This window comes from Eubacteriaceae bacterium Marseille-Q4139 (genome assembly GCA_018223415.1).
Taxonomy (GTDB): Bacteria; Bacillota; Clostridia; order Lachnospirales; family Lachnospiraceae; genus CABSIM01.
Window position 1 is genome coordinate 3621747 of sequence record JAGTTQ010000001.1, and the last position, 13647, is coordinate 3635393.

Consider the following 13647-nt stretch of genomic DNA (forward strand, 5'->3'; position numbering starts at 1 on the left):
TCTTATGGGTATTTATTGCAGTACTGCAAAGGGCTTATAGGGGAAAGATGTTGATACATAATAAACGAAAGGATTGTGCTTATGGGGAAACTTAATGTCGATGGTACGGAAATACAGGTACTGCAAATTGACGAAGATGATTATATCTCGTTAACCGATATGGTAAGGAAAATTGACAATGGACCTGCCCTAATAGAAAAATGGTTGCGAAATAAAAATACGATAGAATTTCTTGGCATATGGGAAGAAATGTATAATGCGGATTTTAATATCTCCGCCTATGAAGAAATCATGCTGGAGGCGGGATTAAACCGTTTTATTATGTCTGTTAAGCAATGGGTATCCCGCACAAATTCAAAAGGAATTGTGGCAAAAGCGGGGCGATATGGAGGGACATACGCATATAAAGATATTGCATTTGAGTTTGCAAGCTGGGTATCTCCGCAGTTCAAATTATATCTTATCAAGGAATTTGAACGGTTAAAGAAGGAAGAGCAGGCTTTACTTGGATGGAGTGCCAAGAGGGAACTAGCAAAAATCAATTACAGGATACATACCGATGCAATTAAGGTTAATCTCATTCCGCCAGAACTTACACCGCAACAGACCTCTATCATTTATGCGTCTGAGGCAGATGTCCTTAATATGGCATTATTTGGCATGACTGCAAAACAATGGAGAGATAAGAATCCTGATAAAAAGGGCAATATTCGGGATTATGCAAGTATAAATGAACTGATATGCCTGTCTAATATGGAAAATATCAATGCAGTGCTGATTGAAGATGGCTTATGCCAAAAAGAACGCTTAATAAAACTTAATAAGATCGCCATACACCAGATGTCCATTTTGGAAGAACAGACTACAAAGGTTTTGAAATAATTTTAATTCCCCCGAATTCGGGGGAATTAAAATATATTCTTTGTCCGTTACATCGGCGGTACCGGCACCGGCCGTTCCCTGTCAAAGACCTCGGATACATCGAACAGGTCGCTCAGATGATCCTTTTTCGGATTCGTCTCCGGAAGGTCGTAGTACATCCGGTAGCCGTCCAGGTTCCGCCGTCCCTGGCGGAGGTATTTGTCCCCGAGCTGTACCCAGGCCTGGGCGGAATCCACGTTGCAGAAATAGCGGAAGCCCTTTTCGTAGAGATAGGCAAATTTGGCGTTGTCCATGGTGTAGGCATGCCAGTCGCCCACATCGGCGCCGAAAGGATAGAGAATAATATCCGTATCGCCGATCAGGGACTCCACATAATTATCCCATTTGTCCGTATCCGTCTTTACGGTGTCTAAGGAGCGGGAGGTCATGTTGATGTGGCCCCAGCTATGGGAGGCCAGCTCCCATCCGTTGTCCCGCAGGCACTGGGCCAGCTCACGGACAGTCTGGCGGTCTGCCTCGATGTTGGGATTCGTACCCTCGTAGGACGGATCCGTCCGGTACCCCATGACGCCCTCATAGCCGGTAAAGGCGATGACAGCCCTGGCGCCCTTATAGGAAAAGTCCGGATGTTCGGTAATGAAATCCTCTAAGAGGGGAATCAGGTCATAGGAACCGACGGAGACCGTGCCGTCGTCCATCGTCATCTCGCAGGTGGGCTTTCCGTCGTCACCAATGATAAGACGGGTCGCAAAGCCATCGCCGGTCATGTAGTCATAGTAGCATACGTCGTCCTGGGACATGACAAAGGGCTTCTTTCCGGGCGGCAGCATGATGTCGCCTGCCACAAATTTCACATTGCCGTTTTCATCCGTCGTCTCATAGGCGATATCATGAAGCTTTACGAGGACATAGCCCCGCTCGTACATCTGCTCCAGGATTTTTAAGAATTCGCTTTTTGTCGTCATCACCTGGTTGTAGCCGGCCTCGTCGGCGTCGCCGTCAAAGGCTTTGGAATTGTCCATGATGATGGAGTGGAAGAACACGTGGGTAATGGTGCTTATGTCGGCGCGCACCAGGGTGGACTTCGTCTCCTCATAGGAAGCGATGGCATCGGTTACAGCCTGTTCTTCCGAAAATTCGCTTTCGGTAAGAAGGGAAATGGCTCCGTCATAGTCGTAAGTAAGGGCAAGAGCCTCTGCATCGGCGAGCAGGGCAGTGAGCCTGGCTTCCCTGTCGTCTGTGGTGGTCTCTTCCGTGGTCGCCTCTGCGGCGGAAACCGGATCGCCGGATTGGGGGTCTCCGGACTGCGAGGACAGGAAATTATGTTTTTTCCTGCTCTGGAGCAGGAAATAGCCGCCGATCCCGACTGCCAGGATCACGGCGCCAAGAACCAGGAAAAATATCAGAATCCGCACCATACGCTGGCGTTTTCTGTACTTTCGGGAACGGGAAACGTAAGCGCGGCGGCGCTTGTAGTCATCTTCGTACTGCATTGTATCAACTCCTGTTGCTGTGAGGTATTTTGGGGCGCGTGAACATATACCATGTCCGCCGGCCATGGGCCTCCGGCGGAATTTAGCGCCCGGCTTTCCGCGGCAGGCGCGGAAACCGGTATGCGCTGGTATAATGCCCGCTATTTGGTCATTATACCATAAAGCCCCCGGCCTGTCATCCGCGTTGGGAAATTTCGTGTCAATTTTTGTAACACGGCGGGAGGCGCGAAATACTGGAATTTGTGCGCTGTCCCGGCCATATTTTATAAAGGAAGAAAAGCTGGAGAATGGTATGAAAAAATTTTGCAGGAAATGTGTGAGACAGGCGGCTGCCGTACTTCTGTCCGCTGCCATGTTTTTCGGCGGCGGAATCCGCGCGGAGGCAGAAGACGGCTTGGAGACGGCCGCCAGTGCAGGGCCGGAGATCGGCGCGCCGTCGGCGCTCCTCATGGAAGCCAGTACCGGGACAGTCATCTATGAAAAAAATGCCGACGAAAAAAGGAACCCGGCCAGCGTGACAAAAATCATGACGCTGATTTTGACGTTTGACGCGCTCCAGTCGGGGAAAATCCATTTGTCGGACGAGGTCGTCACCAGCGCCTACGCAAAATCCATGGGCGGCTCCCAGGTGTACCTGGAGGAAGGGGAGATTCAGACGGTGGAGACTTTAATCAAGTGCATCGTCATCGCCTCCGGGAACGACGCTTCGGTGGCCATGGCCGAGTACATAGCCGGCGATGAACAGACCTTTGTCGCCATGATGAACGAGCGGGCAAAAGGCCTCGGGATGACGAATACGAAATTCATCGACTGCTGCGGCCTTACGGATTCCCCGGAGCATGTGACGACGGCCAGGGACATTGCCGTCATGTCCAGGGAGTTAATCACGAAGTACCCGCAGATTTCCAATTACTCGACCATCTGGATGGAAAACATCACCCATGTGACAAAGCAGGGGACGAAGGAGTTCGGCCTCTCCAACACCAACCGTCTCCTTAAGATGGCGACGAATTTTGAAGTGACCGGCTTAAAAACCGGCTCCACCAGCCTTGCAAAATATTGTCTGTCAGCTACGGCGAAAAAGGACGGGGTGGAGCTGATTGCCGCCATCATGGCAGCGCCGGATTATAAGACCAGGTTCAACGATGCGGTGACGCTCCTCAATTACGGCTACGCCAACTGCCGCCTGTACCGGGACGAGGAGATGCCGGCCCTGCCGGAGCTTACTGTCCGAAACGGTATCCCGGAAACACTGCCTTTAAAATATGGAGACACTTTTTCCTACTTAAGCCTGTCCGGCGAAGATCTGAATGCCATCGAAAAGGAGCTGGTGCTGGAAAATGAGGTCATGGCTCCCGTCGCCGCAGGCGATACCGTCGGTTATCTCGTCTACCGCCTGAACGGGGAGGAGCTGGGAAAGGTGCCGGTGGTTGCCGGCGGGGATGCAAGGGAGGCAGCCTATCCCGATCATTTAAAGCGCGTGTGGGAAGCGATGATGGTGTAAAAAGAAAAATCCCTGTGGGTTTCAGATGGCCCGCAGGGATTTTTCCTTTGTGGGGCAGAGCGTTAGTTTCCCTCTGCCGCCTTTTTTGCAAATTCCGTCGTCACAAGATCCTCATAGGGGACGCGCCCGTCAAGCTCGCCGGCTTCCTCTAAGATATTCTGGAGAAGGTCAAAGCTTTCCGGCTCGAAGACTGTATTGTCCTTCCAGGTGTCCTCGGATTTGAAGCGGTCGATGATGGCCGCCAGGGTCTCTTTGTCAGTTTCCTTAAACTGCGGCGCGATGACCTCGGCGACCTCCGCAGAGGAATGGCTGTTCACATAGTCGATGCCCTTCTGGATGGCGTTGGTAAACTTCTGGATGATGTCCGGATTGGCTTCCATGTAGCTTTTTTTCGCACAGTAGGCCGTATAAGGCACATAGCCGGATTCTTTCCCGAGAGAGGCAACCACATGGCCGACGCCTTCCTGCTCTAAGCTTGTGGCGTAGGGCTCAAATTCCACGGTATAATCGGAGTCGTCGTTGGTGAAAGCCGCCGCCGTATTGCCGAAGCTGATGCTCTGATCGATGGTAAGGTCGGTTCTCGGGTCGATGCCGTGTTTTTTCAGGATGTATTCAAAGACCATTTCCGGCATGCCGCCGGCCTTCTCGGCTCCAATGAGCCATGAAAGCGGCAGATCGTGGGGAGAAGCCTGACTGTTTTGGGATTCTTATCCGGACGGGCTGTCTGCCGTGCCGCAGAAAGCCGGAATGTCCCTGTCTGGGAGCCCGTACCGTAAGAAAATGTCGGCATTTCCGTCCTGATCGACCCAAATGCTTTCCACAAGGACTTCGATATCAGCCCGTGTGAGGGATTTTTTCTCCAGAAACTCCCGAAAAAGGGCAGGAGCAGACGATTGGACGGGAGACGGGAAGTCCGTCTCCAGGGACGAAAGCTTTTGCTTCAGGGCTGAAATCTGTTCTATTTTTTCGTCCTGGAGAGATGCGTAGGTTTCGGCAATCAGCTCTTTTGCGGACGGGTTTGCCGTAAGCTCTTTTGTTTTCTGGGCGATCATGGTTTTAAGCTCCTCCCTGGCCCTTTTCAGTTCGCCCTCCAGCCTTTTTTGACTGTTTGCAGGAGAGTAGCCTGGCGTTATCGCGGAAAGATCCATGTCCTTTAACGCGTCATCCATGCAGCCGCCGCAGAGCGCCAGATAACGGATTACGGCCTTCACAAGAGTTTCTTCCATGATTGTATGGGAGGCGCCGCAGAACCGCTTTCCTTTTTTGTTGTAGGTGCCGCAGACATAATACTTTTTCCGCCCGGGGCGGTTTATGGCCGTCATTTTTCCGCCGCAGTCCTTGCAGTAGAGGCAGCCGGAAAAGAGGCTTTTATGCTTTTTCTGCCCCCGGTAGCCATTGCGGCCGCGGCTTTCCTTTACCTTTAAGAGCAGGTTCCATGTGCTGTCGTCAAAGATTTTCGGATGATGGCCGGGAAAGACATACTGCTTTTCTTCCGGCACTTTTTTGTCTTTGCCGTTGATGGTGGCGCGTTCCCGTTTGTGGGTTCGCAGGACACCGTTGTGGAAGTCGTTGAACAGCGTATCCTTTACCATGCTGTAACTCCAGACATCGGCGGCCTTCCGGCGGTAAGGAAGCCCCAGGGCCTCGCAGCGCTCCTTTTTAAGCATGGTGGGCGTGGGGACGCCGCGGTCTGTGAGGATTTCCGCAATCTTTCGGATCCCGTTTCCCGCCAGGTACAGGTCTTTCTCCAGAGTCAGGATAGCAGCGGCCTCCTCGTCGATGAGAAGCAGGCTGTGGTTTAAAGGGTGCCAGGTGTAGCCAAAGGGCGGTACGGATTTTAACGTCCCGCTTTCCTGTTCCATTTTTTTGATGCGCTTCACTTTTCGGCTCGTGCTTTTCACATGGCGCTCATTGTCCCAGGTCTTGATGCCGATGATGTCGTCGTCCGAGGAAAAGGAGTCGTAGTTGTCGTCGATTAAAATGACCCGCTTTCCAAGCTCCTCCATTTCCTCTAAAAAGAGCAGCACCCTGGCGTTGTGCCGGCCGATCCGCGAAAGATCCTTGGCTGCAAGGATGCGGATGGAGTCCAGATTGTCCATCATTTCCCGGAAGCCTGGCCTGTCAAAGGAATAGCCGGAAAAACCGTCGTCCTCGTAAATGTGCCGGACGGTCATGCCGTTCTGGGCGGCGTACTGAAGAATGATCTTCTTCTGATTTTCAATGGAGGTATAACTGCGCCGGTTGTCGTCCCTGGAAAGCCGCACATAGCCGTCGATGACAGGTTTCGTGTCAGGAAACATGATTCCGGATCACCTCCCGGAGTCCGTCCTTCATGTCCTGTCTGCCTTCCCGGACAGTAATGACGAGGTATCCCTGCCGGCACAGGGAGTCTTTCCGTTCATGTAACAAAGCCGGATTGGCGTCCGGCTTCATGAGAAGATAATAGATGGGTTTCTGCTTTTTCATGGAAACCACCCCGCAGTTTTTGTCATGGTATCTTATGTGCGGGGCGGCTTATCCTATTCCCGATTGGCGCTTATCAGCCGTACACCTTTTTCCCGGCAAGATAGGCGGCGCAGACCGGGATGTCCCGGATGGTCTCCGGTTTCACCTCGAAGGGATTTTTCCCGAGGACAACGAAATCTGCCGCCATTCCCGGGGCGATCTGTCCTTTGGACGTTTCCTCAAAGCTTGCATAGGCGCCGGCCTTCGTGTAGCTGTCCAGGGCTTCCTTTACGGTAAAGGCCTGTTCCGGAAGATAGGGCGGCATGGTACCGTCCAGGTTCTGCCTCGTCACGGCGCACTGGATGCCGGCCAGCGCATTCGGCATTTCCACCGGGCAGTCCGTGCCGTTGCTGACCGTGGCACCGCCTTCCATCAGGCTCTTCCAGCTGTAACTGGTGGAGGCCAGCTCTTCGCCGACACGTTCTTTTACGATATGGATGTCATAGTCTAAGAAAATGCTCTGGGCATAGACGTGAAGGCCCAGGCGGCAGATCTTTTCCAGCTGGTCTTTTCTGGAAATCTGGCAGTGTACGATGCCGTGGCGGAGATCCTTTCCCGGATCCTCTGTCATGGCTTTTTCGTATGCATGTAACACCTGGTCGAGGCAGGCGTCGCCGATGGTGTGGATGGCGGCCTGCATCCCGTTTTTGTGGGCAAAGGAGATAAGGCTGTCAAGCTCCTCCTGGGTGTACAGGGAAAGACCGTGAGTGGACGGTTCGTCCTCATAGGGACGGCTTAAGTAGGCAGTTCTGGCACCAAGAGCGCCGTCGCCGAAAGCCTTTAACGGCCCGATCTTAAACATGTCGGAGCCGACGCCAGTCTTATAGCCTGCCTCTAAGAAAGCAGAAAAAGACTCCACGTTGGTAAAATGGCTCTGCTCATTGACGCGGACCGTAAGCTTTCCTTCTGCCTCCAATTCCTTATAGGCCTCGATTACCATCTGCCAGGGCACATTTTTAAAGGCGACGAAATCGTCGGACTGGCAGCTTGTGACGCCGTATGCGTTGAGGGCATGGCAGGCTTGGATCAGCATCTCCTTGATCTCGTCCTTATCCGGCGCAGGAAGGGCCTTATTTACGAGATCCATGGCATTGTCAAAGAAACGGCCGTCCGGCGTTTTGTCCATGAGGCCAATCTCACCGCCGTCTGGCTGCGGCGTATCGGCTGTGATGCCGAGAAGTTCAATGGCCCGGCTGTTTACCACAAGGCAGTGGCCGCAGGCACGCACGGCGCAGACCGGCACCGTCTTGGAAACCTGATCCAGGTCATACCGGTCCGGCATCCGGTTTACATCGTCGAAATAGTCCTGGTTCCATCCGCGGCCGATGATCCAGCCGCCTTCCTTCGGCGGATGCGCCATAGAAAATTCCTTCAGACATGCAATCATGTCCGAAAGGCTTTTCGTGTGCTCGGACAGGTTGGCGGAGCGGAGCAGGTTGCCGTATCCAAGCAGGTGCATGTGGCTGTCGTTAAAGCCGCTGCACACAAAATTTCCCTGAAGGTCGATAAGCTCGTCCTCAGATCCTGCGGCCTCCTTGGCCTGCTCGTTTGTGCCGGCAAAAAGAAAGCGGCCATCCTCTACGGCAAAGGCTTCCAAAAGGGGCAGTTCGCCGGTATAGACTGTGCCGTTATAATAAATCTGTCTCATCTTTGGTTCCCTCCCAATGTTCTTTTTCCTTAACTATATCGTATCCGCGGCAGCTTGTCCACAGGGAAAATTCTCACTGGCAGCCGTTTCGCTTTTCTTCCTGATCGGATGGCACATTGTTATCCGGGCGGCCGCCGGCCCTGCCGCCGAGGACTTTCTTCCCAACCAGGTTTTCCCACTGGAAGTCCGGCTCCTCCGTCCGGCCCACAAGGAAATTGCCGGCCCGCTGGGTGAGCTGCGCGAAGTTTATGGCGTAGTCCTTCTCACCGCCTGCATATGTGTAGATGGAGGCCTCGGAACCCATGAAGCCAATGTCGGCTTCACCGGCGATAAGGGCAGTCATGACCTTGTCTGCCCCGCTTCCGTTGACAAGCGTCAGGTCGATCCCTTCTTCTTCAAAATAGCCGAGCTCGATGGCCGCATACTGGGGCGCATAGAAGATCGAATGGGCCACCTCGCTCAATGTGACGGGCACAAGCCCGTCGTCCGCACTTTCCCTGGCACAGCCTGCAAGACAAAGAAACGCAGCCGCGCACAGGGACACGCCATAGATGGTTTTTCTCATAAAGAACTCCTTTTTTATATAATCTGATAGTTTCATTGTATGTTGGAGGGGCGGGGGCGGTGATGGGGGAAGAATATCTATTGCCTAAACCCAAAATATCTATTATAATTACGCATAGCATTGAAGATTACCCCAAATAAGGATGAAATGTATGAGAAAATTAGCATTATCAGATGATATTCTGCTTCGCGTCGACAAACCGGCCAGATACATCGGAAATGAAGTAAACATGGTGGTAAAAGATCCGGCGAAGGTGGATGTCCGGTTCGCCATGGCGTTCCCGGATGTTTACGACATCGGCATGTCCCACCTCGGGATCCAGATCCTCTATGACATGTTTAACCGCAGGGACGACGTCTACTGCGAGCGGGTCTATTCGCCGTGGATGGATCTTGACCAGATCATGCGGGAGAAGAAGATTCCGCTTTTTGCCCTGGAGTCCCAGGAGCCGGTAAAACATTTTGATTTTCTGGGCATCACGCTCCAGTATGAGATGTGCTACACCAATGTCCTTCAGATTCTGGACCTCTCCGGGATCCCGCTTCATGCCGCAGAGCGCACCATGGATGATCCCTTCGTCATCGGCGGCGGCCCATGTTCCTACAACCCGGAGCCCCTTGCGGACTTTTTCGACCTGTTTTACATGGGAGAGGGCGAGACCGTCTATTTTGACCTGATCGACGCCTATAAAGAATGGAAAAAATCCGGCGCCGGCCGCGAAGTCTTCTTAAAAACGGCGGCCGCCATCCCGGGAATTTATGTCCCGTCCCTGTATGACACAGAATACAACGAGGACGGCACGTTAAAGTCCTTTACGCCAAACTGCCCGGAGGCGCCGGCCACGGTGAAAAAGCAGCTCGTCATGGAGATGACGGAAGCCGTTTATCCGGAAAAGCCCCTGGTGCCGTTCATCAAGGCGACACAGGACCGCGTCGTCTTGGAAATCATGCGCGGCTGCATCCGCGGCTGCCGGTTCTGCCAGGCAGGCATGATTTACCGCCCCGTCCGGGAGAAAAATGTGGAGCGGTTAAAGGATCTGGCTTATAAGATGCTAAAAAGCACCGGCCATGAGGAAATTTCCTTAAGTTCCCTAAGCTCCAGCGATTACAGGGAGCTGGAAGAGCTTGTGACCTTCCTGATTGAAGAGTTCCACGGAAAAGGCGTCAATGTCTCCCTGCCGTCCCTTCGGATCGACGCCTTTTCGCTGGACGTGATGAGCAAGGTGCAGGACGTGAAAAAGAGCAGCCTGACCTTTGCGCCGGAGGCCGGCTCCCAGAGGCTCCGCGATGTCATCAATAAAGGGCTTACGGAGGAGGAAATCCTGACCGGCGCCTACGAAGCATTTTTAGGCGGCTGGAACCGGGTAAAGCTTTATTTCATGCTGGGCCTGCCCACGGAAACCGTCGAAGACATGGAAGGCATTGCGCTGCTGTCCGAAAAGATTGCAGAGCGATATTACGAAATTCCCAAGGAACAGCGGAACGGAAAGGTTCAGGTGGTCGCCAGCACTTCCTTTTTCGTGCCGAAGCCGTTCACGCCGTTCCAGTGGGCCGTCATGTCCACGAAAGAGGAATTCCTGGAAAAAGCCAGGATCGTGAACCACAAAATGCGGGAAATGTTAAACCACAAGAGTTTAAAATACAACTGGCATGAGGCGGACGTGACGGTTCTGGAAGGCGTCCTTGCCCGCGGTGACCGGCGTGTCGGCGCTGTCATCGAGGAGGCGTATAAGAACGGCGCCGTCTATGATGCATGGTCGGAATTCTTTAAAAATGATGTCTGGATGAAGGCCTTTGAAACCTGCGGCGTCGATATTGATTTTTATACTACGAGAGAGCGGAGCCTTGACGAGCTGTTCCCGTGGGATTTCATCGACACCGGTGTTTCCAAGGAATTTTTAAAGAGAGAGTGGAAAAACGCCATGGCAGGAAATGTGACGCCCAACTGCCGGGAACGCTGTTCCGGCTGCGGCGTGAGACAGTTCGGAGGAGGTGTCTGTTTTGAAGATCAGAATTAAATTTTCCAAGCATGGGGCAATGAAATTCATCGGGCACCTGGATGTGATGCGCTATTTTCAGAAGGCCATGCGCCGCGCCGACGTGGACATCCGTTATTCGGAAGGCTTTTCGCCGCACCAGATCATGTCCTTTGCGTCTCCGTTAGGCGTCGGCCTTGTAAGCAACGGGGAATATATGGACATCGAGGTCTTATCCACCGGGACGTCTGAAGAAATGGTAAACCGTTTAAACGATGTCATGGTGGATGGCATAAAGGTCTTAAGCTGGAAAAAGCTGCCGGATAACGCGGTAAACGCCATGTCCCTGGTAGCCGCCTGCGATTATACGGTGCGGTTAAAAGAAGAATATGAAAACGGTCTTGGGCTTTCGGCAGCGGAACTTTTTGACAGGCTTTCCGTTTTCCTTCAGTGTGACAGCCTGGAAATCACGAAGAAGACGAAAAAAGGCGAAAAACAGATGGATATCCGGCCATGGATTTATGAGGCCAGGCCCCTTGCCGGCGAGGACGGCTTCTTTCTTCAGGTCTCTTCCGGCAGCACAGTGAATGTAAAGCCGGAACAGGTTTTGGAGGCATTTTACCGCTCCGAAGGCATGGAATATCCGGCCTTTGCTTTCCAGATTACGAGGGAAGAAGTCTATGCGGATCTCGGCACAGACCAGCAAACGGACAGAAAGCTTCAGCCCTTAGAGGCTTTTGGCACGGAGATTGACGCTGCAACGCAGAAAGGTGAAGCTGTTGAATAAGTTAATTTTTACCTGCCTGCTTGGAAAAACGGCGGCTGTGCTGCTTTCCGGGAAACGGGCCGTCTGGATGGAATTTGAGCCGGAGGAATCCGAGGCCAGAACCGGCCGGATTTATGTCGGAAAAGTGAAAAATATCGTCCCGAACCTTCAGGCGGCTTTTGTGGAATACCAGCCGGGAATCAACGGCTATTACAGCCTTCGGGAAAACAGGACGCATATTTTTGCCGATAAAAAGCCGCATACGGCCCTGCATGAAGGCGATGAAATCCTCGTACAGGTGGCACGGGCAGCCGTAAAGACAAAGGATGCCGTTCTAACCTCGAACCTTTCCTTTGCGGGGACATATGCAGTCCTTACCGCAGGTCTCCCAAAGCTGGGAATTTCCTCGAAAATACGGAATGCCGGCTGGAAAGCGGCCGTAAAAGAGTGGTGGGAGACGGAAACACACGACGGCTACGGTCTCATTGTCCGCACGAATGCCGAGTCCGCCGGCATGGAGGCGTTAAAGCGCGAGAAAGAGAAGCTGGCTTCCCAGTATTTTGATGTCCTTTCCAAAGGCATGTCGCGCACGGCCTTAAGCCTGCTTTACAGCCCGGAAAGTTTTCCGCTCCGGACCGTAAAAAACACCCATACGTCGGAATACAGAGAAATTCTTACGGATCTCAGGGAAATTTATGAAGAACTTTTATCTGCGGGGATTGACGCCAGGCTTTATGAGGATGAGAACCTGCCGCTTTCTTCCCTTTACAGCTTGAACTCAGCCCTTTCCGAGGCCCTTTCCAGGCGCGTCTGGCTGAAATCCGGCGGAAACATCCTCATCGAGCCAACAGAGGCCATGACCGTGATCGACGTAAACACGGGAAAGACGGCAGGAAAGAAGTCTTTTAAGGAAACCGTCTTAAAAACAAATCTGGAGGCCGCCGGAGAAATTGCCGTACAGCTCCGGCTCCGGAACCTTTCCGGAATCATTGTCATCGACTTTATCGACATGGAAGCAGAGGAAGACAGGCAGACGCTCCTTTCCGCCCTCCGAAAATTTCTGGCTCAGGATCCCGTCCCCGCGCGCCTTGTGGACATGACGCCCCTGGGGCTTGTGGAGGTGACGAGGAAAAAACTCCAGAAGCCTCTCCACGAGCAGGTTCCGGGGCGAGGAAAGGCCTTGTAAAATCAGGCTTCTTTTTGAAAAAAATGGTTGACATGCAGGCAAAGCGATGCTATTATATCAGAGTATGCCGCACAATGAGGTTTCGCAAGTGTTCCGGCTCCGGAACCACCGTAATTGGCGAGTAATGATAATAGGAGGTGCAATATGTACGCGATTATTGCAACAGGTGGTAAGCAGTACAAGGTGGCTGAAGGCGACAGCATCAAGATTGAAAGACTTGACGCAGAGGTTGGCTCTTCCGTAACTTTCGATCAGGTACTGGCTGTGAACAACGGCGAGCTTACAATCGGATGCCCGACCGTAGACGGTGCTACTGTATCCGCTACTGTGGAAAAAGTAGGCAAGGGCAAGAAAATTATCGTTTACAAGTATAAGAGCAAGACCGGCTATCATAAGAAGAACGGCCACAGACAGCTTTATACGCAGGTAAAGATCGACAAGATCAATGCTTAAACCCATATGATTCAGGTAACAATCCTTCGTGGCAGGGACGAATCCGTGCGGGGAATCGAGATCAACGGTCATGCTGGCTTTGCAGAATACGGACAGGATGTGATATGTGCTGCTGTTTCTGCACTGGCTCTCAACATGGCAAACTCCGTAGAGGCATTTACAGACGATCATTTTGAAGGCAGTATTGCAGAGGATGATGGTGCTTTTACTTTTTCGTTCCCGGAAAAAATGAGTTCTGAGTCACAGCTCCTGATGAAATCCCTGATCCTTGGACTGGAAAACATCCGGGATGAATATGGAGCAGAATATATCAACTTTCGATCCAGGGAGGTGTAACAGATGTTTAAGATGAACCTTCAGTTATTTGCTCATAAGAAAGGTGTCGGTTCCACAAAGAACGGCAGAGATTCCGAATCCAAACGTCTTGGAGCAAAAAGAGCAGACGGACAGTTCGTGTTAGCCGGAAATATTCTTTACAGACAGCGCGGAACGAAAATCCATCCGGGTCTTAACGTAGGACGCGGCGGAGATGATACCTTGTTTGCCAAGGTTGACGGCGTTGTAAGATTTGAGAGGAAGGGCAGAGACAAAAAGCAGGTTTCTGTATATCCGAAGGCAATCAACGAATAATAGGAATGAGCTCCATACTTCTTGTATGGGGCTCTTTTGC

The 13647-nt window shown here is 52.3% G+C and carries 14 protein-coding genes; 8 read left to right on the plus strand and 6 right to left on the minus strand.

The genetic code is table 11. The features are described 5' to 3' along the window. The first annotated feature begins 81 nt into the window (after window positions 1-81). Window positions 82-882 carry a KilA-N domain-containing protein gene (locus tag KE531_17305; GenBank protein MBR9955348.1) on the plus strand — a complete coding sequence of 267 codons (801 nt, stop codon included), beginning with the start codon at window positions 82-84 and terminating at the stop codon, window positions 880-882. A 47-nt stretch (window positions 883-929) separates the two neighbouring features. On the opposite strand, the gene KE531_17310 is transcribed toward KE531_17305, so the two are convergent. Then, on the minus strand, window positions 930-2375 hold the full coding sequence (locus tag KE531_17310) for a polysaccharide deacetylase (protein MBR9955349.1): 1446 nt from the start codon (window positions 2373-2375) through the stop codon (window positions 930-932). A gap of 292 nt (window positions 2376-2667) precedes the next feature. Here KE531_17310 and KE531_17315 point away from each other — a divergent pair, with 292 nt between their 5' ends. Continuing rightward, on the plus strand, window positions 2668-3879 hold the full coding sequence (locus KE531_17315) for a D-alanyl-D-alanine carboxypeptidase (GenBank protein ID MBR9955350.1): 1212 nt from the start codon (window positions 2668-2670) through the stop codon (window positions 3877-3879). A gap of 62 nt (window positions 3880-3941) precedes the next feature. On the opposite strand, the gene KE531_17320 is transcribed toward KE531_17315, so the two are convergent. The 5 genes from KE531_17320 to KE531_17340 all read right to left on the minus strand — a co-directional run bounded on the left by KE531_17320 (window position 3942) and on the right by KE531_17340 (window position 8597). Beyond that, window positions 3942-4511 (minus strand): ABC transporter substrate-binding protein, encoded by a 570-nt coding sequence (locus KE531_17320; protein ID MBR9955351.1) that lies wholly within the window; start codon window positions 4509-4511, stop codon window positions 3942-3944. A 75-nt stretch (window positions 4512-4586) separates the two neighbouring features. Further along, entirely contained in the window at window positions 4587-6179 is a 1593-nt protein-coding gene (locus KE531_17325; protein ID MBR9955352.1) for a recombinase family protein, read from the minus strand. Continuing rightward, on the minus strand, window positions 6169-6345 hold the full coding sequence (locus tag KE531_17330; protein MBR9955353.1) for a hypothetical protein: 177 nt from the start codon (window positions 6343-6345) through the stop codon (window positions 6169-6171). Before KE531_17330 ends, KE531_17325 begins: the two co-directional genes overlap by 11 nt. A 73-nt stretch (window positions 6346-6418) precedes the next feature. Next, on the minus strand, window positions 6419-8032 hold the full coding sequence (locus KE531_17335) for an amidohydrolase (protein MBR9955354.1): 1614 nt from the start codon (window positions 8030-8032) through the stop codon (window positions 6419-6421). Between the two features lie 73 nt (window positions 8033-8105). Continuing rightward, window positions 8106-8597: an ABC transporter substrate-binding protein gene (locus tag KE531_17340; GenBank protein MBR9955355.1), complete on the minus strand. Its 492-nt coding sequence runs from the start codon at window positions 8595-8597 to the stop codon at window positions 8106-8108. A gap of 151 nt (window positions 8598-8748) precedes the next feature. Here KE531_17340 and KE531_17345 point away from each other — a divergent pair, with 151 nt between their 5' ends. From KE531_17345 to rpmA, 6 genes are all read left to right on the plus strand, one after another. Next, the gene (locus tag KE531_17345; GenBank protein ID MBR9955356.1) at window positions 8749-10614 is read left to right on the plus strand and encodes a TIGR03960 family B12-binding radical SAM protein; all 1866 of its coding nucleotides are present in this window, start codon (window positions 8749-8751) and stop codon (window positions 10612-10614) included. Continuing rightward, window positions 10598-11359: a TIGR03936 family radical SAM-associated protein gene (locus KE531_17350; GenBank protein MBR9955357.1), complete on the plus strand. Its 762-nt coding sequence runs from the start codon at window positions 10598-10600 to the stop codon at window positions 11357-11359. Before KE531_17345 ends, KE531_17350 begins: the two co-directional genes overlap by 17 nt. Window positions 11360-11426: 67 nt before the next feature. Next, a complete protein-coding gene (locus KE531_17355; GenBank protein MBR9955358.1) occupies window positions 11427-12524 on the plus strand; it encodes a ribonuclease E/G in 1098 nt (365 codons plus the stop codon). A gap of 144 nt (window positions 12525-12668) precedes the next feature. Further along, window positions 12669-12977, plus strand: coding sequence for a 50S ribosomal protein L21 (rplU, locus tag KE531_17360; GenBank protein MBR9955359.1), 309 nt, complete (start codon window positions 12669-12671; stop codon window positions 12975-12977). 6 nt (window positions 12978-12983) lie between these two features. Beyond that, window positions 12984-13313, plus strand: a complete 330-nt coding sequence (locus KE531_17365) for a ribosomal-processing cysteine protease Prp (protein MBR9955360.1) — start codon at window positions 12984-12986, stop codon at window positions 13311-13313. A 3-nt stretch (window positions 13314-13316) separates the two neighbouring features. Then, complete coding sequence (rpmA, locus tag KE531_17370) at window positions 13317-13607, plus strand: 50S ribosomal protein L27 (protein MBR9955361.1); 291 nt, start codon at window positions 13317-13319, stop codon at window positions 13605-13607. Window positions 13608-13647 lie beyond the last annotated feature (40 nt).

Coding starts and splice junctions, on each gene's coding strand:
- KE531_17305 (MBR9955348.1), top strand. CDS start 82: ATGGGGAAACTTAATGTCGATGGTACGGAAATACAGGTACTGCAAATT.
- KE531_17310 (MBR9955349.1), bottom strand. CDS start 2,375: ATGCAGTACGAAGATGACTACAAGCGCCGCCGCGCTTACGTTTCCCGT.
- KE531_17315 (MBR9955350.1), top strand. CDS start 2,668: ATGAAAAAATTTTGCAGGAAATGTGTGAGACAGGCGGCTGCCGTACTT.
- KE531_17320 (MBR9955351.1), bottom strand. CDS start 4,511: ATGCCGGAAATGGTCTTTGAATACATCCTGAAAAAACACGGCATCGAC.
- KE531_17325 (MBR9955352.1), bottom strand. CDS start 6,179: ATGTTTCCTGACACGAAACCTGTCATCGACGGCTATGTGCGGCTTTCC.
- KE531_17330 (MBR9955353.1), bottom strand. CDS start 6,345: ATGAAAAAGCAGAAACCCATCTATTATCTTCTCATGAAGCCGGACGCC.
- KE531_17335 (MBR9955354.1), bottom strand. CDS start 8,032: ATGAGACAGATTTATTATAACGGCACAGTCTATACCGGCGAACTGCCC.
- KE531_17340 (MBR9955355.1), bottom strand. CDS start 8,597: ATGAGAAAAACCATCTATGGCGTGTCCCTGTGCGCGGCTGCGTTTCTT.
- KE531_17345 (MBR9955356.1), top strand. CDS start 8,749: ATGAGAAAATTAGCATTATCAGATGATATTCTGCTTCGCGTCGACAAA.
- KE531_17355 (MBR9955358.1), top strand. CDS start 11,427: ATGGAATTTGAGCCGGAGGAATCCGAGGCCAGAACCGGCCGGATTTAT.
- rplU (MBR9955359.1), top strand. CDS start 12,669: ATGTACGCGATTATTGCAACAGGTGGTAAGCAGTACAAGGTGGCTGAA.
- KE531_17365 (MBR9955360.1), top strand. CDS start 12,984: ATGATTCAGGTAACAATCCTTCGTGGCAGGGACGAATCCGTGCGGGGA.
- rpmA (MBR9955361.1), top strand. CDS start 13,317: ATGTTTAAGATGAACCTTCAGTTATTTGCTCATAAGAAAGGTGTCGGT.